The organism is Bacillus sp. 275, from assembly GCF_001999205.1.
GTDB lineage: Bacteria > Bacillota > Bacilli > Bacillales > Bacillaceae > Bacillus > Bacillus velezensis.
This window is the reverse complement of the sequence record NZ_CP019626.1, coordinates 1,509,288-1,530,678: the sequence shown is the minus strand read 5'-3', so window position 1 is coordinate 1,530,678 and position 21,391 is coordinate 1,509,288. Positions and strand designations below refer to the sequence as shown.

General features: G+C 46.8%; 25 protein-coding genes. 21 read left to right on the top strand and 4 right to left on the bottom strand.

Features of this window, described 5'->3' with window-relative positions:
- The first annotated feature begins 89 nt into the window (after window positions 1-89).
- The 6 genes from dctP (at window position 90) to BZ167_RS07275 (ending at window position 6,061) form a co-directional block, all read left to right on the top strand.
- Window positions 90-1,346 carry a C4-dicarboxylate transporter DctP gene (dctP, locus tag BZ167_RS07300; protein ID WP_012116859.1) on the top strand — a complete coding sequence of 419 codons (1,257 nt, stop codon included), beginning with the start codon at window positions 90-92 and terminating at the stop codon, window positions 1,344-1,346.
- A gap of 185 nt (window positions 1,347-1,531) precedes the next feature.
- On the top strand, window positions 1,532-2,581 hold the full coding sequence (locus tag BZ167_RS07295) for an AI-2E family transporter (RefSeq protein ID WP_007410215.1): 1,050 nt from the start codon (window positions 1,532-1,534) through the stop codon (window positions 2,579-2,581).
- Between the two features lie 101 nt (window positions 2,582-2,682).
- Window positions 2,683-3,609, top strand: coding sequence for an ABC transporter ATP-binding protein (locus tag BZ167_RS07290; protein WP_061861172.1), 927 nt, complete (start codon window positions 2,683-2,685; stop codon window positions 3,607-3,609).
- Window positions 3,602-4,369 (top strand): ABC transporter permease, encoded by a 768-nt coding sequence (locus BZ167_RS07285; RefSeq protein WP_007410217.1) that lies wholly within the window; start codon window positions 3,602-3,604, stop codon window positions 4,367-4,369. The genes BZ167_RS07290 and BZ167_RS07285 overlap by 8 nt, the downstream gene beginning before the upstream one ends.
- Window positions 4,370-4,463: 94 nt before the next feature.
- The gene (locus tag BZ167_RS07280) at window positions 4,464-4,799 is read left to right on the top strand and encodes a hypothetical protein (RefSeq protein WP_007410218.1); all 336 of its coding nucleotides are present in this window, start codon (window positions 4,464-4,466) and stop codon (window positions 4,797-4,799) included.
- A gap of 116 nt (window positions 4,800-4,915) precedes the next feature.
- The gene (locus BZ167_RS07275; RefSeq protein WP_061861173.1) at window positions 4,916-6,061 is read left to right on the top strand and encodes an acyl-CoA dehydrogenase family protein; all 1,146 of its coding nucleotides are present in this window, start codon (window positions 4,916-4,918) and stop codon (window positions 6,059-6,061) included.
- A 26-nt stretch (window positions 6,062-6,087) separates the two neighbouring features.
- Here BZ167_RS07275 and fbpB read toward each other — a convergent pair whose 3' ends face one another.
- Both fbpB and BZ167_RS07265 read right to left on the bottom strand, forming a co-directional pair.
- Window positions 6,088-6,234, bottom strand: coding sequence for a Fur-regulated basic protein FbpB (gene fbpB / locus BZ167_RS07270; RefSeq protein WP_003156206.1), 147 nt, complete (start codon window positions 6,232-6,234; stop codon window positions 6,088-6,090).
- Window positions 6,221-6,400, bottom strand: a complete 180-nt coding sequence (locus BZ167_RS07265) for a Fur-regulated basic protein FbpA (protein ID WP_033575050.1) — start codon at window positions 6,398-6,400, stop codon at window positions 6,221-6,223. Before BZ167_RS07265 ends, fbpB begins: the two co-directional genes overlap by 14 nt.
- A 213-nt stretch (window positions 6,401-6,613) precedes the next feature.
- Between BZ167_RS07265 and BZ167_RS07260 the strand changes: the two genes are divergently transcribed.
- Complete coding sequence (locus BZ167_RS07260; RefSeq protein WP_031378641.1) at window positions 6,614-7,507, top strand: cation diffusion facilitator family transporter; 894 nt, start codon at window positions 6,614-6,616, stop codon at window positions 7,505-7,507.
- On the opposite strand, the gene BZ167_RS07255 is transcribed toward BZ167_RS07260, so the two are convergent.
- Window positions 7,504-7,821 carry a thioredoxin family protein gene (locus BZ167_RS07255; RefSeq protein ID WP_015416869.1) on the bottom strand — a complete coding sequence of 106 codons (318 nt, stop codon included), beginning with the start codon at window positions 7,819-7,821 and terminating at the stop codon, window positions 7,504-7,506. The genes BZ167_RS07260 and BZ167_RS07255 overlap by 4 nt on opposite strands.
- 153 nt (window positions 7,822-7,974) lie before the next feature.
- Between BZ167_RS07255 and BZ167_RS07250 the strand changes: the two genes are divergently transcribed.
- The 5 genes from BZ167_RS07250 to BZ167_RS07230 all read left to right on the top strand — a co-directional run bounded on the left by BZ167_RS07250 (window position 7,975) and on the right by BZ167_RS07230 (window position 14,377).
- Window positions 7,975-9,060: a D-alanine--D-alanine ligase gene (locus BZ167_RS07250; protein WP_031378639.1), complete on the top strand. Its 1,086-nt coding sequence runs from the start codon at window positions 7,975-7,977 to the stop codon at window positions 9,058-9,060.
- A 76-nt stretch (window positions 9,061-9,136) separates the two neighbouring features.
- On the top strand, window positions 9,137-10,507 hold the full coding sequence (locus BZ167_RS07245; RefSeq protein WP_015416870.1) for a UDP-N-acetylmuramoyl-tripeptide--D-alanyl-D-alanine ligase: 1,371 nt from the start codon (window positions 9,137-9,139) through the stop codon (window positions 10,505-10,507).
- A gap of 331 nt (window positions 10,508-10,838) precedes the next feature.
- Window positions 10,839-12,323, top strand: a complete 1,485-nt coding sequence (cshA, locus tag BZ167_RS07240) for a degradosome RNA helicase CshA (RefSeq protein WP_014416963.1) — start codon at window positions 10,839-10,841, stop codon at window positions 12,321-12,323.
- Between the two features lie 118 nt (window positions 12,324-12,441).
- Entirely contained in the window at window positions 12,442-12,921 is a 480-nt protein-coding gene (locus tag BZ167_RS07235; protein ID WP_077392209.1) for a PH domain-containing protein, read from the top strand.
- The gene (locus BZ167_RS07230; RefSeq protein ID WP_021495081.1) at window positions 12,911-14,377 is read left to right on the top strand and encodes a PH domain-containing protein; all 1,467 of its coding nucleotides are present in this window, start codon (window positions 12,911-12,913) and stop codon (window positions 14,375-14,377) included. Before BZ167_RS07235 ends, BZ167_RS07230 begins: the two co-directional genes overlap by 11 nt.
- On the opposite strand, the gene BZ167_RS07225 is transcribed toward BZ167_RS07230, so the two are convergent.
- Entirely contained in the window at window positions 14,374-14,973 is a 600-nt protein-coding gene (locus BZ167_RS07225; RefSeq protein WP_003156193.1) for a rhomboid family intramembrane serine protease, read from the bottom strand. The genes BZ167_RS07230 and BZ167_RS07225 overlap by 4 nt on opposite strands.
- A gap of 92 nt (window positions 14,974-15,065) precedes the next feature.
- Between BZ167_RS07225 and acpS the strand changes: the two genes are divergently transcribed.
- The 9 genes from acpS (at window position 15,066) to BZ167_RS07180 (ending at window position 21,378) form a co-directional block, all read left to right on the top strand.
- On the top strand, window positions 15,066-15,431 hold the full coding sequence (gene acpS / locus BZ167_RS07220; RefSeq protein WP_007410229.1) for a holo-ACP synthase: 366 nt from the start codon (window positions 15,066-15,068) through the stop codon (window positions 15,429-15,431).
- A 164-nt stretch (window positions 15,432-15,595) separates the two neighbouring features.
- Window positions 15,596-16,603, top strand: coding sequence for a LolA family protein (locus BZ167_RS07215; RefSeq protein WP_077392009.1), 1,008 nt, complete (start codon window positions 15,596-15,598; stop codon window positions 16,601-16,603).
- 116 nt (window positions 16,604-16,719) lie between these two features.
- Window positions 16,720-17,889 carry an alanine racemase gene (gene alr, locus BZ167_RS07210; protein ID WP_015416873.1) on the top strand — a complete coding sequence of 390 codons (1,170 nt, stop codon included), beginning with the start codon at window positions 16,720-16,722 and terminating at the stop codon, window positions 17,887-17,889.
- A 119-nt stretch (window positions 17,890-18,008) separates the two neighbouring features.
- Window positions 18,009-18,290: a type II toxin-antitoxin system antitoxin EndoAI gene (gene endB / locus BZ167_RS07205; RefSeq protein ID WP_003156188.1), complete on the top strand. Its 282-nt coding sequence runs from the start codon at window positions 18,009-18,011 to the stop codon at window positions 18,288-18,290.
- Between the two features lie 5 nt (window positions 18,291-18,295).
- Complete coding sequence (gene ndoA / locus BZ167_RS07200; protein WP_003156187.1) at window positions 18,296-18,646, top strand: type II toxin-antitoxin system endoribonuclease NdoA; 351 nt, start codon at window positions 18,296-18,298, stop codon at window positions 18,644-18,646.
- A gap of 117 nt (window positions 18,647-18,763) precedes the next feature.
- The gene (locus BZ167_RS07195; RefSeq protein ID WP_015416874.1) at window positions 18,764-19,585 is read left to right on the top strand and encodes an STAS domain-containing protein; all 822 of its coding nucleotides are present in this window, start codon (window positions 18,764-18,766) and stop codon (window positions 19,583-19,585) included.
- Between the two features lie 4 nt (window positions 19,586-19,589).
- A complete protein-coding gene (gene rsbS, locus BZ167_RS07190) occupies window positions 19,590-19,955 on the top strand; it encodes an RsbT antagonist protein RsbS (RefSeq protein WP_003156180.1) in 366 nt (121 codons plus the stop codon).
- 2 nt (window positions 19,956-19,957) lie between these two features.
- Window positions 19,958-20,359 carry an anti-sigma regulatory factor gene (locus BZ167_RS07185; protein WP_003156178.1) on the top strand — a complete coding sequence of 134 codons (402 nt, stop codon included), beginning with the start codon at window positions 19,958-19,960 and terminating at the stop codon, window positions 20,357-20,359.
- 11 nt (window positions 20,360-20,370) lie between these two features.
- On the top strand, window positions 20,371-21,378 hold the full coding sequence (locus BZ167_RS07180; protein WP_015416875.1) for a PP2C family protein-serine/threonine phosphatase: 1,008 nt from the start codon (window positions 20,371-20,373) through the stop codon (window positions 21,376-21,378).
- Window positions 21,379-21,391: the final 13 nt, after the last annotated feature.

Genomic DNA, 21,391 nt, shown 5'->3' with positions numbered 1-21,391 from the left:
AATGTCCGTTATGATCATAAGCTTCCCCTCTTTGTTTGAAAACGCTATCATTTTCGTATAGACGCAGCGAGAGGCAAGGGGGAGTAGGGATGAAAATTTTCAAAAATCTTACGGTGCAGGTCATCACGGCGGTGATCATCGGCGTTATTGTCGGACTCGTATGGCCTGAGGCCGGGAAGCAGATGAAGCCGCTCGGCGATACATTTATCAATGCGGTAAAAATGATTATCGCACCGATCATATTCCTGACGATCGTGCTTGGCATCGCCAAGATGGGAGACATGAAAAAAGTCGGCAAAGTCGGGGGAAAAGCATTTATTTATTTTGAAGTCGTGACCACCATCGCCCTTATTATCGGACTTCTGGTCGTCAATATCATGAAACCCGGTGAGGGGCTTGATTACAGCAAGCTTGAAAAAGGGGATGTCTCTCAGTACACGCAAAACGGGGGACAGGGGATTGACTGGATTGAATTTATCACTCACATCGTTCCGTCAAATATGGTTGACGCTTTCGCAAAAGGCGACATTCTTCAGGTCTTATTCTTTTCTGTATTATTCGGTGTCGGCCTGGCGGCGCTCGGTGAAAGAGGCAAAAGCATTATTGATTTCTTTGATAAACTGTCGCACGTTTTTTTCAAAATCATCGGCTACATCATGCGCGCGGCGCCGATCGGCGCATTCGGGGCCATGGCCTATACGATCGGGCACTTCGGCCTTGATTCCATCAAGCCGCTGGCGAGTCTGATGCTGTCTGTATACGTTACGATGTTCCTGTTTGTATTTGTCGCTTTGAATATCATTTGCAAACTATTCGGTTTCAGCTTGTGGAACTATCTCCGTTTTATTAAAGATGAACTGCTCATCGTTCTCGGCACAAGCTCTTCTGAGTCCGTCCTTCCGCGGATGATGGATAAAATGGAGCGCTACGGCTGTTCCAAATCGGTTGTCGGCCTTGTCATTCCGACGGGATATTCTTTTAACCTGGACGGCACCTCGATTTATCTGTCCATGGCGACGGTTTTTCTGGCGCAGGTGTTCGGCGTTGACCTTACCATCGGCCAGCAGGTTACGATCATTCTCGTGCTGATGCTGACATCAAAAGGCGCGGCGGGCGTAACCGGAAGCGGATTTATCGTGCTCGCCTCCACTTTATCGGCGCTTCAGGTTATTCCGCTGGAGGGGCTGGCGCTGCTCCTCGGCGTCGACCGCTTTATGAGTGAAGGAAGGGCGATCGTCAACCTGATCGGAAACGGAATCGCCACCATCATCGTAGCCAAGAGCGAAAATGAGTTTGACGAAGCGAAAAGCACACAGGCCGTTAAAGAAATGAAAACGGCAGTATAAAAGGAAAGGAACGGCATGCATCGGGCATGCCGTTCTTTTTTTCGGCCGCCATGAGTAAAAAAGATAAATTTGTTTAAATTTATTAGGAGGTGGACAAAGACCTTAGCGTCATTTTGTTATATAATTTACAATTAGAGAGTGAAAGATGAAATCTAAGGGCTTTTTGTCCTAGCAGGAGTGTATAAATGGCGGCTATTTTTAAATTTTTTCAGCATCCGGGTGTCAGACGTTTTTCCGTTTTTCTTGTTTTGACTGGGGTGTTAGTTGTATTCCGAAGTATGATTAATTTGATTTTGCTTACGTTTATTTTTACTTTTCTGATGGATCGGCTGGAGACTGTCATCCGGCACGTGTTGAACCATTTTTTCCGGATCAGCCAGAGGGTGGTCATCACCGTTTTATATATTGCGCTGGCTGTCGGGGCGACTGTCGGAGGCTTTGTCTTTTACCCGATTGTTGCCAAGCAGATTGAACAGCTGATTAAGCAGATCAAGCACATCGCGTATCATCCCGATGTCATTCCGTTTTATGATGAGATATCGAGCGTGTTCGGCGATATCAATATCGGTTCCTATGTAAAAGAAGGTTTTAATGTACTGTATACATACTTGGCCGATATCAGCACTTTCGGTTTGCAGGTCGTGATGTCACTGATTCTCAGCATGTTTTTCCTGTTCGAGAAAAAGCGGCTCACGGAGTTTATGAAAAAATTTCAGCACAGCAAGCTGTCTGTTTTTTACTACGAACTTGCTTATTTCGGCAGCAAGTTTGCGAGAACATTCGGCAAAGTGCTTGAAGCCCAATTTATTATCGCGCTGGTGAACTGTATCCTCACCTTGATCGCATTGGCGATTCTGCATTTTCCGCAGCTGTTCGGCCTGTCAATCATGGTCTTTTTCCTCGGGCTCATTCCCGTTGCGGGTGTGGTGATTTCGCTCATTCCGCTCAGCATCATCGCGTATACGACGGGCGGCGCAGCGTATGTCATCTACATCGTGCTGGTCATTTTCGTCATCCATGCGATTGAGACGTACTTCCTTAATCCGAAACTGATGTCAGCGAAAACGGAACTGCCGATCTTTTTTACTTTTACAGTTCTGATTTTCTCGGAACATTTCTTCGGCATTTGGGGCTTGATTATCGGAATTCCGATTTTTGTGTTCCTGCTTGATATTCTGGATGTCGTCAATAATGAAGAGAAGGAAAAAAACGGACCGGTCCCGGATAAGACATAACGTCGGCTCCGGCTCTTCACGAATATATGACTAATGTTATAATGCAGACAGTGCCTATGTACGGGCACTGTTTATTTTTTGTGAAAAAGGAGGAAGGCTGTATGACTGAGCCGATTTTACATATTGAAGGCCTTGACAAAACAATAGGCAAAAAGCACATTTTAAAAAACATCAGCATGGATGTCAGGCAGGGCGAGATCATCGGTTTGCTCGGTCCGAACGGGTCGGGAAAAACCACACTTATCCGAATCATCGTCGGTCTTTTAAAGAAAAACAGCGGCACGATTACAATTAACGGCTTTCAGCACGATGCTGATTTCGAAAAAGCGCTTGAATCCGTCGGAGCGATCGTGGAAAATCCTGAATTCTACCCGTACCTGACGGGGTGGGAAAATCTGAAGCACTTTGCCAACATGCACAAAAATATCAAAGAGGAGAGGCTTCAGGAAGTCATCGAGCGGGTCGGGCTCACCAATGCCGTTCATGACAAAGTTAAAACGTATTCCCTTGGCATGCGTCAGCGTCTCGGAATTGCGCAGGCCATTCTTCACCGTCCGAATCTGCTCATTTTAGATGAACCGACAAACGGGCTTGATCCCGGCGGAATGAAGGATTTCCGCGATCACTTAAAGGAACTCGCGGAGCTTGAAGGGACGAGCATCCTTTTTGCGACGCATTTATTGCGTGAAGTGGAGGACCTTTGCGACCGTGTCATCATCATTCAAAAAGGTGAGATTAAAACAGAGGTTGTTCTGCGCGGCGCTGAGGAAAAAGAAGAAAAAGCCGTCCTCGACATTCAGCCGGCTGACGAAGCATTCGAATGGCTGTCCCAACAGCAATTTGCTCCGGAGAAAAACGGCGGGGGCATTACCGTCACCGTAGCGAAGAAAGACATCCCGGCATTAAACCGTGCGCTCGTCGGACAAGACTTTCTCGTGTATTCCATCATGCCGTATGCGGAATCGCTGGAGGATGAATTCATGAAAGTGACGACGGCGCTTCAAGAGGAGGGGGAGACGAATGTTTAAATTGACAGCGAATGAGCATATGAAACTCTTTAACCGAAAAGTCTCATTAGTGGCGCTGATTCTGATGGCCGTTCTCCAATTTATTATGGCGCTTGTCATTAAACGGCTTGTCATCAGTTCCGGAACGGATGAGAATTTCATCGGCTATATGGCGTACGCGCCCGGGCTGAATATTCTGCTTGAGGCATTAACGATCGTGATCGCGGCAACGATCATTTCCGCTGAATTTGATAAGAAAACGATCAAATTTCTGTTAATCCGCCCGGTAAAGCGGGAGCGGATTTTTGTATCTAAACTCATTACCGTATTTTTGGTCAGCTTGTACCTGTATGCGGCGTACTATATTCTGTCTCTGCTGTTCGGCATGGCTTTCTTCGGCGTGTCGGTGACATCTGAATCAGGGACGCTTCTTATGAACACCCTGAAAGTAATCGGCACGAACTGGGTCGAAGCGTTTGCGATGGCATGCTTTGGCTTGCTGTGTTCTTCTGTATTCCGAAACAGCGCAACGGCCGTCATTTTGTCATTTATCGTGCTGTACGGCGCAAAATCACTCGTGACGATTATGTCGCTCTTCCAAAACAAATGGGGAAGTTTTCTGCTGTTCGCAAATACTGACCTGACGCAATATATGAGCGGGGCGAAACCGCTGTTTGCGGGAATGACGCCGTTATTTTCCGCAGGCATTATCATTATCCATATCGTATTCTTCTTAGCCGTCGCTTGGTGGAGCTTTTGCAAACGCGATGTTCGGGTATAAAGTAAAGGAATGACATTTTTGTGAAAAAGATCACGATAAATCAATAATTTATGCTATTTTGATTTATAATAAAGGTAATGACGGAGGTGCTCACTTGAGAAATTTTATTACCGCATTACCGATTGTGTTATTGCTTGGTTTTTCCTTTGTGTCATTCATGTTCCAATTCGAACATCTTGTTTATTTCAGGCTTGCGCTGGGTTTGTTTTCTACAGTGGGGCTGTTTCTCTTATATAAAATGAAGTCGGGATTCCGTTATTTCATCATCTACCTGTATGCAAGCTGGATCGTGCTTGCGGCAGTTACCGCGTTTGAAGAGCCGATTTTTTCAAGCTTTTTCTTTGGCGGGCTTGTGATGACGATGGGTTATCTCACATATATGCTGATTTATCTCGGGCTTAAGCAGGACCGCGGCCCGGAAGCAGTCTGAACGCGCTATTCCATGGAATAGCGTGTTTTTTTGTACAGGCCTCACAGTTGCGAAACGAGACTTGAATCTCTATAATACTTATTAACTTTATCGGAATTATAATGGGGGGGATTCCAGTGTCTTTATGGATACAGAATGAACGGCAGAGGGAATGGATGGAAAAAATCGGCCTGCTTGCAGACGAATTTCAAAAAACAGCCGCGCTTGATGATGAGGCGGGCCGTTTTCCCGCGGAGAAAATTCAAAGACTGCGCGACGCGGGATATACGGCGTTAACGGTGCCTGAGGCCTTCGGCGGTGCAGGCATTTCCGTTTATGATATGGTGCTGTTTCAGGAACGGCTGGCGCGGGGAGACGCGGCCGTTGCACTCGGAATCGGCTGGCATTTATCCGTCATGGGTGAGCTCGGAGAAGGAAACAGCTGGGATGAAGATGTCTTTTCATTTATCACAGAAGAGGTGAAAAAGGGAGCTGTCCTGAACAGGGCAGCGACGGAACGGCAGACCGGCAGTCCGACGAGGGGAGGAAGACCCGGCACCTCCGCTGTCAAAAAAGACGGAAAATGGGTGCTGAACGGCCGAAAAACCTTTACAACCCTTTCGCTGACTTTGGATTATATGCTTGTGACGGCATGGATTGAAGAAAAACAAACGACCGGTGTTTTTCTCATTCATAAAGATCAGGCAGGCGTTTCAGTCGAAGAAACATGGGATATGATTGCCATGAAGGCGACCGGAAGCCATGATCTCCTTTTAGATCATGTCACGGTCAGTGACGAGCGGCTTGTGGAGCTTATCAGCGGGCCGAGAGCGGCGAAAGTGAATGGCTGGCTGCTTCACATTCCCGCTGCTTATCTGGGTATCGCTCAAGCGGCAAGGGACTATGCCGTCCGGTTTGCATCCGAATATTCGCCGACCAGCCTGAACGGACCGATTAAAGACGTGCCGGCCGTTGGGCAGCGTGTCGGGGAAATGGAGCTTGAATTGTTAAAAGCGAGACAGTTTCTCTTCACGGCGGCGCAAATGTATGATGACCCGAAACGCCGCCCTTTCATCAAAAGCGAGCTCGGCGCCGCAAAACATATTGTGACAAATGCCGTCCTTTCTGTTGTTGATAAAGCAATGAGAATCACCGGCGCAAAAAGCCTGGAGCGAAATAATCCGCTTCAGCGGTATTACCGGGATGCCCGGGCCGGCCTTCACAATCCGCCGATGGACGATGCAGTCATCGGCAAATTAGCGGCGGAAGCCTTTGAGCAATAAAAAAAAGAGCCTGAAAAAGGCTCTTTTTATGTATGGCTGTTGTGCCGGAGCAGTTTTTGATGCTTGCGGTCAATTCTGTCATAGATCACATTCATCAGCTTTTGATTATTCATAATGGCCGCCTTGTTTTCTTTTATCAGCTGTTCGTATGTTTTTATTTTACGTTTCGCCATGAGCCCGCACCTTCCTAACATATTTGTATTCGCTTTCTAATTCTCCGAGCGATAATTCATATAAATGCCGTTCCGACTTTTTGTATATTCCGTTATTGATCAGCAAATGGATCAGATGTTTTTTTCGTCCTTCAACTGATGATCCGAGCTGAGGAGAAGACCTCATGATTACCCTCCTAATCAAATGATATTGAGAATCATTATCATTTAATGAAAGTATACAATGGGCATATTCATATGTAAAGGAAAAATAACGCCAATTTTTCGACAAAAAGTTTCCCGGGGAATAATACTGTCGAATATTGCATTTGCTCAGATCAAAGCTGCTATTTTTCCGTTTTTCCATCCATACTATGAATGAGAATGGAGGAGTCCTTACATGAATGATCAAACGGCAAACTTAAAACGGGGTGAGAAAGGCGCGATTCTTAATATCGCCGCGTACCTCATCCTTGCCGCCGTCAAACTGGTGATCGGTCTTATTTATCATTCCGAAGCGCTCCGAGCGGACGGTTTAAATAATGCCACGGATATTGTCGCATCACTGGCTGTGCTGATCGGGCTCCGGATTTCCCAGCGCCCCGCGGACAGTGATCATGCCTACGGACATTATCGGGCTGAAACAATTTCTTCATTAATTGCGTCTTTTATTATGATGGCGGTCGGTATTGAAGTGCTGATCGGAGGAGCAAAGGCGATTGTCAGCGGAACGGAGGCCGAGCCGAGCTTCATTGCGGCATGGACGGCGCTCGGAAGCGCGATTATAATGTACGGCATGTATGTATATAACAGCCGACTTGCGGATCGGGTTAAAAGTTCTGCGCTTCATGCGGCGGCGAAAGACAGCCGTTCTGACGCCTATGTCAGTATTGGGGCGTTTATAGGCGTCTTAACCGCCCGGCTTCATCTGCCGTGGATTGATCCGGTCATTGCTTTTCTGATCGGAATCATCATCTGTAAGACGGCATGGGACATCTTCAAAGATGCTTCCCACTCATTGACGGACGGGTTTGATCTGAAAGATTTGGAGCCGTATAAACACACGGTGAAAGAAATAAAAGAGGTCAGCAGGCTGAAGGATGTGAAAGCAAGGTATTTAGGGAGCACGGTTCATGTGGAAATGGTCATTACGGTAGATCCGGGACTGTCTGTGAAAGAAGGCCATGCAGTAGCCGATGAGGTCGAATATGCAATAAAACATGAACATGATGTGACTCATGTCCATGTTCATGTAGAGCCTGAAGTCATAAACAAAGATCGTGAAACGAATTAAATATGCTGTGATAAAAACTCTGTGACTTCTTCGGGCGTTTTCGCGTTTGCGCTGTGAAGATGCGCTTTCTTTTCGCCGTTTTTAAAGATCAGAAGGCTCGGTATGCCCATTACCTGATATTTGTCGGCAAGCTCAGGGAGCTCGTCTCTGTTCAGTTCATACCAATCATTTTGATTATATTCTTCCAAAATATCGCCGATGAACATATTCATGCGCGTGCAGTCAGGGCACCAGTCAGCGAAAAATTTCACGATGATTTCCTTGTCGGATTGAATAAGTTCATTAAATTGTTCTGTTGTATTGATTTTTTTCATATGACACATCTCCTTTTCCATGCCATTTTAATATAAAATAAAAAGGAATTACATACAAATGCTTTCATATTCAGAATGCCCAAAAATAATTAGATCATTTTCTGAGGAAAGTGATAAGATAGTAAAGATGAATTGTTGTGGGGGGAATATCCATTGAAAACAAGTCTAGGATTGGTGTACGGCGGAAAGTCAGCCGAACACAATGTATCGCTGCAGACAGCATTAGCTGTAACAAAAGCGCTTAATACTGAGAAGTTTGATATACATCCGATTTACATCACTGAAAAAGGAGAATGGCAAAGAGGCCCGCTGCTGACTGAGCCGGTTTCCAACGTGAAAATGCTTCAGCTGGAACAAAACGGTGAAAGTTTCGCTCTATCAGCATTGAACCGGGAAATGTTTCCTGAAGCGTCGCCTGACGAAAAGGCGCCGATCGATGTCGTATTTCCGCTTCTCCACGGACCGAACGGTGAAGACGGCACCATTCAGGGTCTGCTGGAATTGCTGAACGTTCCTTATGTCGGCAACGGGGTGCTTGCATCATCAGCCGGCATGGATAAAGTCATCATGAAGCATTTGTTCGCTCAAGCGGGGCTTCCGCAGGCGAAGTACGCCGCTTTCTTAAAAAAGGACTGGAAACAGACGCCGGACAGCTGCTTACAGCAGGTTGAAGAGGAGCTGGGATATCCGTGCTTCGTCAAACCGGCGAACCTCGGATCAAGCGTCGGAATCAGCAAATGCCGAAACCGTGAAGAGCTTGAAAAAGCCTTCGAACTGGCTTTTGAGTATGACCGGAAAATTGTGGTGGAAGAAGGAATCGCCGGCAGAGAAATCGAAATCGGCGTACTCGGAAATGACGAACCGAAATGCTCCGCCGTCGGTGAAATCGCGCCGAAAACCGACTTTTACGATTACAAAGCGAAATATGAAGACGGCGACACGGATTTAATGATTCCCGCGCAAGTGACGGATGAGCAATATGCGGAAATCAGCGAGATGGCGATTAAAGCCTTCAAAGCGATTGACGGATCAGGCCTTGTCCGCGCCGATTTCTTCCTGACCATTGACGGTCAAGTGCTCATTAACGAAGTGAACACAATGCCGGGCTTTACGCCATTCAGCATGTTCCCGCTGCTTTGGAAAGAAGCAGGCGTAGATTACAGTGATCTGATCGAACAGCTGGTTGAGCTGGCAAAAGAACGCCATGCCGAAAAACAGCTGATTAAACATACATTTTAATGAAGACGGACACTGCCTGAAGGGGCAGTGTCTTTTCCCGTAACAGACAACATTTTCAGAAAGCGAGGTGCCACCTTTGATAAAGCGAACTGTAAAACGAATCGCAGACATGGTCAAAGGCACACTGACAAATCCCGAATTTGAACAAACAATGATTGAGGGCGCCGCAACCGATACGCGGACTTTGGAAAAAAATCAGCTGTTCATTCCTTTAAAAGGCGAGCATTTTAACGGCCACACCTTTGTGCCGCAAGCATTCGAAAAAGGCGTTTCCGCGGTATTGTGGGACCGCTCTGAACCGAATCCGCCGGAAGAGCGTGCTGTCATCCTGGTCAATGACACGCTGGAGGCGCTGCAAACATTGGCAAAAGCTTATTTGGAAGAGCTCGGCACACGGGTTATCGGGGTGACCGGGAGCAACGGAAAAACGACAACGAAAGACATGCTTCACGCCGTTCTCGGCACGCAGTACCGCGTTCACAAAACCGCCGGCAATTTCAACAATCATATCGGCCTTCCGCTGACCGTGCTTGCCATGCCTGAAGATACAGAAATCGCCGTTTTAGAAATGGGAATGAGCGCGAGAGGCGAAATTGATTTTCTGAGCCGTCTTGCTGAACCGGAAGCGGCCGTCATTACCAATATCGGCGAATCCCATATGCAGGATTTAGGCTCAAGAGAAGGAATTGCGGAGGCGAAACTTGAAATTATAAACGGACTTCGGGAAGACGGCGTTCTGTTTTATTTCGGGGATGAGCCGCTGCTTCGCGAAAAGACGTACACTTGCCGGACAACGACATACGGCGCAGGCGCGGACAATGATCTCCGCCTGAAAGAAATAAAACAGGCGGAAGAAGGCACGTACTTCAATATCGACGGAATCGACCGTTCTTTCTTTATTCCGGTTCTCGGCAGACATAATGTGATGAATGCCATGGCCGCATACGCCGCCGGCATCTATTTCGGCATTACGCCGGAAAATGCCGCTCTGGGACTGAGCCGCCTGAAGGTGACGGGGATGAGATTGGAACTGGTCAAAACGGACAACGGCATCTCGATCGTAAACGACGCGTATAATGCGAGCCCGACGTCAATGAAAGCGGCGGTCGAATTAATCGAAACGATGAAAGGCTATCGGAAGAAAATGCTCGTGCTCGGTGATATGCTTGAACTAGGTGATGAAGAAAAAGCATTCCACGAAGAATGCGGAGCTGCGGTCAATCCGGCGGAAATCGACCATGTATTTACTTACGGCACACTCGGCGCATTCATCGCTGACGGAGCGCGCCGGCATTTTGAAGAAGGGCGCGTCAGCCATTATCTTGACAAAAAAGAACTGCTTCACGCCATACAGGAAATGGCCGCTTCCGGCGATCTCCTTCTGTTTAAAGCATCGAGAGGTATGAAGCTCGAAGAAATCGTTAAAGATTTATTAGAGAAGAACTGAAAAAATACTGATCAGCATTATAAAAATATACAAAAATGAAGAAACTAATTCAGGGTGAAATAATTCTGTCCGTATTGAAAAAGAAAGGCCGCCGGCTGGGAAATCCCGTCCGGCGCGGGGTCCGGCCTCGTTCGCGGGAAGAATCCGGTCAGGCCGCTTCCGGCCGCCTGACCATCTCGCCTTATTGAAAAACACATAGTGTAATGGTAAGATTAAACGTAAAGTAATTCGGGCTTTGTATACGTATGATCCTGTCCTTTGGATGAAAGGGCGGTTTTTAGTGGTAAATCACGACATTACTGAAACAGCAATCAGAAGGAGTTTGAATAATTTGACTATAACGTTTCAAGATTTCCAATTAAGTTCTGATCTCATGAAATCAATCAATCGTATGGGATTTGAAGAAGCAACACCGATCCAGGCACAAACGATTCCGCTCGGACTTTTAAATAAAGATGTCATCGGACAAGCGCAAACAGGTACAGGTAAAACAGCTGCGTTCGGTATACCCCTTGTTGAAAAAATGAACCCCGAGTCTCCTAATATTCAAGCAATCGTAATCGCGCCAACCCGTGAATTAGCCATTCAAGTATCTGAAGAGTTATATAAAATCGGACAAGATAAGCGTGCGAAAGTACTGCCTATTTACGGCGGCCAGGATATCGGACGTCAGATCCGCGCATTGAAGAAAAACCCGCATATCATCGTAGGTACGCCGGGGCGTCTTCTTGACCATATCAACCGCCGCACGATCCGTTTAAACAACGTGAATACGGTTGTCATGGATGAGGCTGATGAAATGCTGAACATGGGATTCATTGATGATATTGAATCCATTCTCTCAAACGTGCCGAGCGACCACCAAACGCTCTTATTCTCAGCAACAATGCCTGCGCCGATCAAACGGATCGCAGAGCGTTTCATGACTGAGCCGGAACACGTAAAAGTAAAAGCGAAAGAAATGACTGTGTCCAACATTCAGCAGTTCTACTTGGAAGTGCAGGAGCGCAAAAAATTCGATACGCTGACTCGTCTTCTTGACATTCAGTCTCCGGAACTTGCGATCGTATTCGGACGTACGAAACGCCGTGTCGATGAGCTTGCTGAAGCCCTGAACCTTCGCGGATATGCAGCTGAAGGAATTCACGGCGACTTAACGCAGGCGAAACGTATGGTTGCGCTTCGTAAATTTAAAGAAGGTGCGATCGAAGTGCTTGTAGCGACTGACGTTGCCGCCCGCGGACTTGATATCTCAGGCGTTACCCACGTTTACAACTTTGACGTGCCTCAAGATCCTGAAAGCTACGTTCACCGTATCGGAAGAACGGGCCGTGCAGGAAAAACGGGTATGGCGATGACGTTTATCACACCGCGTGAGAAAAGCATGCTTCGCGCGATTGAACAAACGACAAAACGCAAAATGGACCGCATGAAAGAGCCGACGCTTGACGAAGCATTAGAAGGACAGCAGCAGGTGACGGTTGACCGTCTGCGCACGGCGATCAGCGAAAACAACCTGAACTTCTACATGACGGCAGCTGCGGAATTGTTAGAAGATCATGATGCAGTGACAGTTGTGGCTGCAGCCATTAAAATGGCGACAAAAGAGCCGGACAGCACGCCTGTACGCCTCACTGATGAAGCGCCGATGGTCAGCAAACGCTATAAAAACCAGCGTACTTCTAAGCGCAGAGACGGTCAAGGCGGCGGCTACCGCGGCGGCAAAGGGAAAAACAACAACCGTTCTTCCTACGATAAAAAACGCTCAAGCGACCGCCGTTCTTCAGGTGACAGACGCCAGAAAAAATCATACTAAAACACAGGAAGCGGACCCTTTTACGGGGGTCCGCTTTTTTTTTGATATGCCGGAAAGTGAATCTTTTTTGCAAATCAGCCGTATTTGTATGTATGATAAAAAATGGGAGGTAGGTATGTTGAGAGCACAGCCAAAAAATCGAATCAGTCCAAGCGGCTTAAAAGTCTGGCGTCTTCAGGAAATCATCCTGTCCGCCTTCTGTCTTCTGGCCGTTATAGCAGCAGCTGTTTTAAGCCATTTCTTCCATTGGCCGTATTGGATCACCGGAGTCCTCGGCATCATTTGGATATTCGGTTCAGTGATATCCGTCTATGCCATACCGAAAATCAGGGACAGGATCTGGCGCTATGAAGTCCATGAAAATGAAATTGATATTCAATCCGGCATTTTTATTGTCAAACGGGTCATTGTGCCGATGGTGAGGGTGCAGCACGTAGATACTTCACAAGGCCCGCTCCTCAGAAGGTACCGTCTGGCCTCAGTCAAAATCTCCACGGCGGCAACCGTTCATTCCATTCCGGCGCTTGATATGGAGGAAGCTGACCGGCTGAGGGATTCCATTTCCCGTCTGGCAAGGGTGACGGAAGATGATGTCTGAGCCGAAACGTCTGCACCCGGCGGCCGTGATTTTGAACTTATTCCATATTATTATCGAAACCATTAAAAACATTATTCTGCCATTTTTTCTCGTCTATATTGTTAATTCCAACCACTTCATCCGCTTTTACGGAGGCATTGCGCTCGCCGTCCTGCTTATCTGGCTGATTACGGCTAGTGTGATCGAATGGAGAAAATTCACATACCGGATTGAGGACGGAGAATTCAGAATTGAAGAAGGCTTGTTTTTTACGAAAAAGAGATACATCTCCATTGACCGGATTCAATCAATGAATACGAGTGCCGGCATCATTCAGCAGCTTTTTAAGCTTGTTAAGCTTCAAATCGAAACGGCCGGCGACGGGAAAAACGCCGAGGCCGTCTTATCCGCCATTACTGTGGAAGAGGCGGAACGGATCAGAGCGGCTGTTTTTCAGCAAAAAGCGGAACAAGAAGAACGAGGGGAGACCGCAGCGGAGCAGGAGCCGATGCGCGGGGAAGATGTGCAATCCGTTTACCGATTGTCTGTAGGTGAGCTGCTTATGGCCGCCTCAACATCCGGGGGAATCGGTGTCATCATCTCAGCGGTATTCGCCCTCTTTTCTCAGATTGATGAAGTACTTCCGATGGACTGGCTCTATGACAGGTTTTCTTTTCTCAAGCATGCGAGCATCGGTATATACGCCGTGATCATTTTCATAGGATTGTTCATCGCCTGGCTGTTAAGCATCGCCGGTATGATGATCAAGCATGCCAACTTTAAAATAGAAAAAAAGGAACACGAATTGGTCATTACCAGAGGAATTATTGAAAAACATCAAGTGACAATCCCGCTCCGTAAAATCCAAGCCATTAAAATGAAAGAAAATGTGATCAGGCAATTATTCGGATACGCGACGGTGGCGATTGTCAGCGCAGGCAGTGCGGGGAATGAGAAAGAAGGAGCACAGACGATTCTGTTTCCGATCATCCGCAAATCAAAGCTCGGAGTGATGCTGAACGGTTTCACACCGGATTACGTGCTGGAAGAAAACCGGAATCATTTGCCGAAAAGGGCGCTGCGCCGGTATTTATTCCGATCCATAATCTTCTCGGTTTTCGTGATCATCCCGCTTTGTATTCTGTTTAAGCCGTGGGGATATGCATCGCTCCTTGTGCTTCCCGTCGAACTGGTGCTTGGATATGCCTCGTTTAGGACAGCGTCATGGTGCATAAACGGCGGCAGGCTTCAGATTACCACGAGGCTGATCGGGAAGACGACCACGATTATGCTGAGAAGAAGAATGCAGATGTTTGAAGTCAGCCGCTCCTTTCTGCAAAAAAGAAGGCGGCTCGCATCTGTGGCTACCGCAGTGAAATCAGCTCACCACATGGAGCATGTCATGCTGAAGGATGTCAGCGAGGAAGATGCCGAACGCATCGGGCGCTGGTATTCATATGAAAAAGCGGACGGTTAATACCGCCGCTTTTTTTGCTGCACGCATAAAAAGGAAAGCAAAAATCCGCCTGCCAGTCCGAACAAATGCGCCATAATGTTAATATTAGAGTTGATAAACGTCGACAGCACCGCGATGATAAGCAGGGTCATAATCATTTTCGACTGATCCCGGCCGATCAGCTCCTTGCGGAAAACAGTCAAAAACACATACACGCCGAAAAGTCCGAAGATCGCGCCGGATGCGCCGACATGCACATAATCAAGCGGTTCGGCAAGATACGTGCCGATATTGCCGATGATGCCCGATGCGATGTACACAATCAGAAAACGGACTTTTCCGAGCATCTGCTCAAGCGGGGGCGCGAATAAAAAGAGAGACATGGAGTTAAACAAAAGGTGAGTGAAATTCGCGTGTAAAAACATCGGTGTCACCAGCCGCCACCATTCTCCCGAGGAAACGCCGTAATTATAGCCGGTCACAGCATCTGACCACATCATGACGGAATGAAGCGGCATACTGAAAAACAGCCACAAGAACGCCTGCAGCGCCAAGATACAGCTGACGGCCGGATAACGTCTGATAAAAGTCTGGAAATTTTCCGTTCGTATAAACATCGCAAGCCCCTTTGCATCTGATTTGTTACATATATAGTAACACGTTTATGACATAAACCGTTTTTTAGTACGGACTTTTAGGAGGAATTCACATGATTTTCGGAATCGGAATCGACATCGTTGAACTGCACAGAATTGAAAACATGCTCAGCCGGCAGGCGAGATTTCCGCAAAGAATATTGACGGAGGCTGAATACGCCCGTTTTACATTGCTGTCGGACAAAAGGAAAATTGAATTTCTCGCGGGAAGATTTGCGGCAAAAGAAGCCTTTTCGAAAGCATACGGCACAGGTATCGGCAAAGAGCTCAGCTTTCAGGATATTGAAACCGGAAACGACAAAGCGGGAAAGCCTGTGCTGGCCTGCGCCAAGCTTGACGGCGCGGCGGTTCACGTCTCCATTACCCATACAAAAGAATACGCCGCGGCACAGGTCGTGATTGAAAGGTTGTCACGCTAGTCTGCATATTAGCCGGAACCCCTTCATATATTTGATAGTGCATTAAGGGAGACAAGTTGTTTGAGGCTTTTATGGTACGCGTCCGTCCGTTCAGGGCGTACCGTTAAAGTCAAACAAGCGATTTCTTCCCTTTACATCAATTGAGAAGAAGGGGTTGAAAAAAGGTGAGAAAAAGCTTTGTTTTGCTTTTAACGGGACTGCTTGCCGTCCTTATTCTTTCGGCCTGCGGCCAAAAATCACAGGAAGATATCGTGAACGGTTTAGATAAGAAGGCGAAAGAATACACCTCGTACAAAGCGAAAGCCAAAATGACCATTGAAACGGGGAGTGATCCGCAAGTATACAATGTGGAAATCTGGCATAAAAAGCCTTCCCTGTACCGGGTCTTTTTGGAAAATCCGAAAAAAGACCAAAACCAAGTCATTTTACGGAACGCCAACGGAGTCTTTGTCCTCACGCCGTCGTTAAATAAGAGCTTCAGATTCCAAAGCGACTGGCCGAATAACAGCAGCCAAGTATATTTGTTTGAGTCACTTGTAAAGGACGTGCAGCATGACAAAGACGCCGTCTATTCCGCCAAAGATAAAAAGTACACGTTTGAAACAAAAACAAACTATCAGCACAACAAAATGCTGCCGACTCAGGAAATCACTTTCAACAAAAAGGACATGAGCCCGTCGCTCGTCAAAGTCATGGATACAGACCGGAAAGTGATGGTAAAAGTCGAATTCAAAAGCTTTGAATTCAACAAGCCGTTTGATAAAGACTCTTTTGACGAGAAGAAAAATATGACGCTTTCCCAGATGGACGTCGCCACAAGCGCCAAGCCGTCTGATTCATTTGCGGTCAAAACACCGCTTCAAGTGCCGGCCGGCGTCAAAAAGCTTGAAGAGAAAGATATTTCAACGGCGGACGGCAAACGGATCGTCATGACTTACGGCGGAGAAAAATCATTCACCCTTATTCAAGAAAAAGCCCATATCGCAAAAGCCGCCTCTGCCGTCACGCTGAAAGGCGAACCGGTTAATCTCGGCTTCACGGTGGCCGCATTATCTGATACGTCTTTAACGTGGACATATGACGGAGTGGATTATCTTCTGTCATCACAGGATCTGACAAAAGATGAAATGGTGGCCGCCGCAAAAAGCATGCAGGGACAGTCGTCAAAATAACGTCAAAAAAGAGGCCGCCGCTGTCGGTCTCTTTTTTGATTCCATTTCACTTTGCAGAATAATTTTAGTATGATAATAACAATATGAATTGAAAATAATGCTAGGAAGTGTATCGAATGAACACAGCATCCTTTTACAGAGAAACGTGGGCGGAAATCAACCTGTCCGCGATTAAAGAAAATGTCACGCATATGAAAAAACACATCGGGCAAAACGTCCATCTCATGGCGGTTGTAAAGGCGAACGCTTACGGCCACGGAGATTTGGAAGTTGGGAAAGCCGCGCTTGAAGCGGGTGCCTCTTGTCTTGCCGTAGCCATACTGGATGAAGCGATTTCATTGAGAAAACGGGGCATTACAGCGCCGATTCTCGTGCTTGGCGCCGTGCCGCCCGAATATGTACAAGCAGCTGCCGAGTATGACGTAACACTCACGGGGTATTCTGTTGAATGGCTTCAGGAAGCTGCGCGCCACCTCGGAAGTGCGACAGTGCCGTTTCATCTGAAAGTCGACACCGGCATGAACAGACTCGGAGTCAAAACGGAGGAAGAAATCCAAAGCGTGTTAAAAATCCTCAGCCAAAATCCCGGTTTAGTCTGTAAAGGCGTATTCACCCACTTTGCTACCGCGGATGAGAAAAACAGAGATTATTTCCTCTTCCAGTTTGACCGCTTTAAAACATTGATCGCTCCGCTTCCTTTAAAAGAATTGATAGTGCACTGCGCGAACAGCGCTGCCGGACTTCGTCTTAAAAAGGGCTTCTTTAACGCGGTTCGTTTCGGCATCAGTATGTACGGGCTTCGTCCTTCTGCTGACATCCAAAGCGAAATTCCATTTCAATTAAAGCCGGCTTTTGCGCTGCACTCTGTTTTATCCCATGTGAAAAAGATCCGCAAAGGGGAAAGCGTCAGCTACGGCGCAACATATACGGCAGAGAAGGATCAATGGATCGGAACGGTTCCCATCGGCTATGCAGACGGGTGGCTCCGCAAGCTGAGCGGCACGTCTGTGCTGATCGGCGGCAAACGGATGAATATCGCGGGAAGAATCTGCATGGATCAATTGATGGTCGAATTAGATCAATCTTATCCGCCGGGCACCAAAGTCACCCTGATCGGCAGCCAGAAGGAAGAAACGATCACGATGGATGAAATCGCCGGGCGGCTTGGGACGATTAATTACGAGGTCCCTTGTACCATTAGTTCCCGCGTTCCCCGTATGTTTTTGGAAAATGAGAGTATAATGGAAGTAAGAAATCCTTTACTGCAAGATAATACAAACAAGTAGCCGTCATCCGGAAAAAGAGAATTTATAAAACAGCTTTGCTTGACGTTTGAATAATGGTATCATTATGTCTGGATGGATGAATTGGTCGTATCCGTAAGTTTGGTGGAGGTGTATGTTTTTTGTCTGAATCCAGCGCAAGAACCGAAATGAAAATCAGCTTGCCCGAAAACTTAGTAGCTGAATTGGATGGTGTAGCGATGCGGGAGAAACGAAGCAGAAACGAACTGATATCACAAGCAGTGAGAGCGTATGTCAGCGAACGGACAACTCGCCATAACCGTGATTTGATGAGACGCGGGTATATGGAAATGGCGAAAATCAACTTGAATATCTCTTCTGAGGCTCACTATGCTGAGTGCGAAGCAGAAACGACCGTTGAGCGCTTAGTCAGCGGAGGATAATCATTTTGATTGTAAAGCGCGGCGATGTTTATTTTGCTGATTTATCTCCTGTTGTTGGCTCAGAGCAAGGCGGCGTACGCCCGGTTTTAGTGATCCAGAATGATATCGGAAATCGCTTTAGCCCGACTGCTATTGTTGCAGCCATAACAGCCCAAATACAGAAAGCGAAATTACCAACCCACGTCGAAATTGATGCAAAACGCTACGGTTTTGAAAGAGATTCCGTTATTTTGCTGGAGCAAATTCGGACGATTGACAAGCAAAGATTAACGGATAAAATAACTCATCTGGATGATGAAATGATGGATAAGGTTGATGAAGCCCTGCAAATCAGTTTGGCACTCATTGATTTTTAGTCATATTTTGGTTGCTCATATAGAGCAACTTTTTTTGTTTTCGAAAAACATAAGCGCTATAATAAAGAGATAATCAAACAAAATTTGTTGTTTTGTGTCGGGAGGTCAGTGAAACCCATGTCGAATCAGAAAGTGTATCAGTTTATCATTGATCAGCATGATGAACTGCTTGATACTTGGACAGCCAAACTAAAAGAAGTAGGCAATCAGGAAGACTATCAGCTTACGAATCACATATGTGAAAATATCTGTAAAGACTATATAGACATTCTTTTATTATCGACTAAAAATGACGAGGCTGCGGAAGAGCAGATCAGTGAACTCGCACTGCGCGCCGTTCAGCTCGGCCTGTCACTGAAACTTCTTTCAGCCACCCTGTCAGAGTTTTGGAAACTGCTTTACGAAACGATGGTCGACCTTAATATGGCCGATCAGGACAGAGCGGAACTGATATTGGAGATAGACAGCTTTTTCAGTCCGATCAACACGGAAATCTTAAATCAGTATTCTATCTCATGGGAAAAAACGGTTACTTTGCAAAAAATCGCGCTTCAGGAACTGTCCGCTCCGCTGATCCCGGTATTTGAGCATGTAACGGTCATGCCGCTTGTCGGGACGATTGATACGGAGCGTGCAAAGCACATTATGGAAAATCTGTTAAACGGAGTCGTGAAGCACCGTTCACAGGTTGTATTAATTGATATTACCGGCGTGCCGGTCGTTGATACGATGGTGGCGCACCATATTATCCAGGCGTCAGAAGCGGTGCGGCTTGTCGGCGCAAAATGTCTGCTCGTCGGAATCCGTCCGGAAATCGCGCAGACGATCGTTAACCTGGGAATTGATTTGTCGCAGGTTATTACGAAGAATACCCTTCAAAAAGGAATTCAAACAGCGCTTGAAATGACAAATCGAAAAATCGTTTCATTGGGGGAATAACATTGTGAGACATCCAAAAATCCCGATCCTGAAACTGTATAACTGCTTATTGGTATCCATCCAATGGGAACTTGACGACCAGACAGCTTTGCATTTTCAAGAAGATCTGCTGAACAAAATCTATGAAACCGGCGCAAACGGGGTCGTCATTGACCTGACATCCGTTGACATGATCGATTCATTTATCGCGAAAGTGCTCGGCGATGTCATCACCATGTCTAAATTGATGGGCGCAAAGGTCGTATTGACGGGAATTCAGCCGGCTGTGGCGGTCACATTGATTGAACTCGGAATCTCACTTGAGGAAATTGAAACGGCGCTCGATTTAGAGCAAGGGCTTGAGACATTGAAGCGGGAATTGGGGGAATAGCGATGAACGACCAATCCTGTGTGAAAATCATGACAGAATGGGATATCGTAGCCGCAAGACAGCTTGGCCGCAACGTTGCGAAGGAATTAGGCTTCGGCACGGTGGACCAGGCCAGAATCACGACGGCTATCTCAGAATTGGCCAGAAACATTTACTTATATGCAGGCAAGGGCCAGGTCAGCATAGAACAAGTAAACGACAGAGGGAAAAAAGGCCTTAAAATTATAGCGGAAGACAAAGGACCCGGAATCCCCGACATCCGTAAAGTGATGGAAGACGGCTTTTCAACGTCAGGCGGACTGGGAGCGGGACTTCCGGGCGTCAAAAGGCTGATGGACGAATTCAGCCTGCAATCTGTTGCAGAGGAAGGAACAGAGATTCAAGCCGTGAAATGGCTTCGGTAGGAGGTTAGAACGTGGATTTCAGGGAGGTTATTGAGCAGCGGTATCATCAGCTGCTTAGCCGATATATAGCCGAATTAACAGAAACATCTTTATATCAAGCCCAAAAATTCAGCCGAAAAACGATTGAACATCAGGTTCCTCCGGAGGAGATTATCAGCATCCACCGAAAAGTAGTAAAGGAACTGTATCCGGATCTGCCGGAAGATGTTTTTCATTCGCTGGATTTTTTAATAGAAGTCATGATTGGCTACGGGATGGCTTATCAGGAACATCAAAGTCTGAGAGATATCCAGCAGGAGCTTCGTTCGGAAATTGAAATTGCTGCAAATGTTCAGCAGACGCTGCTGGGTACAAAAATTCCTGAAGAAGAAGAGCTGGATATCGGGGCGATCAGCGTCCCCGCCAAACAGATGAGCGGGGACTATTATCACTTTGTCAAAGACAAGGAATCGATTAACATCGCGATAGCCGATGTCATCGGAAAAGGAATACCCGCCGCATTGTGCATGTCGATGATCAAGTATGCCATGGACTCTCTTCCGGAGATCGGCATTCACCCCTCCCAAGTGCTGAAAAACCTTAACCGCGTTGTAGAACAGAACGTGGACTCAAGCATGTTTATCACCATGTTTTACGCAAACTATAATACGGAAAATCACCAATTTACATATGCCTCTGCGGGGCATGAACCGGGCTTCTACTACTCTGAAAAAGAAAAAAAGTTTTATGATCTGGAGGCAAAAGGATTGGTGCTGGGAATTTCTCAGGATTTTGATTACAGCCAATATGAACAGCACATGGACGAAGGAGACATGATCGTTCTTTTTTCTGACGGCGTCACCGAATGCCGTACCGAAAACGGTTTCTTAGAACGCAGCGACATTCAGCGCATGCTGGAAGAACACATGGACTGCTCCGCGCAGGATATGGTCAAAAATATTTACGACAGCCTGCTGAGACTCCAGGACTTTCAGCTTCATGACGATTTTACGTTAATTGTTTTAAAAAGAAAGGTTTAAAAAAACAGCAGCA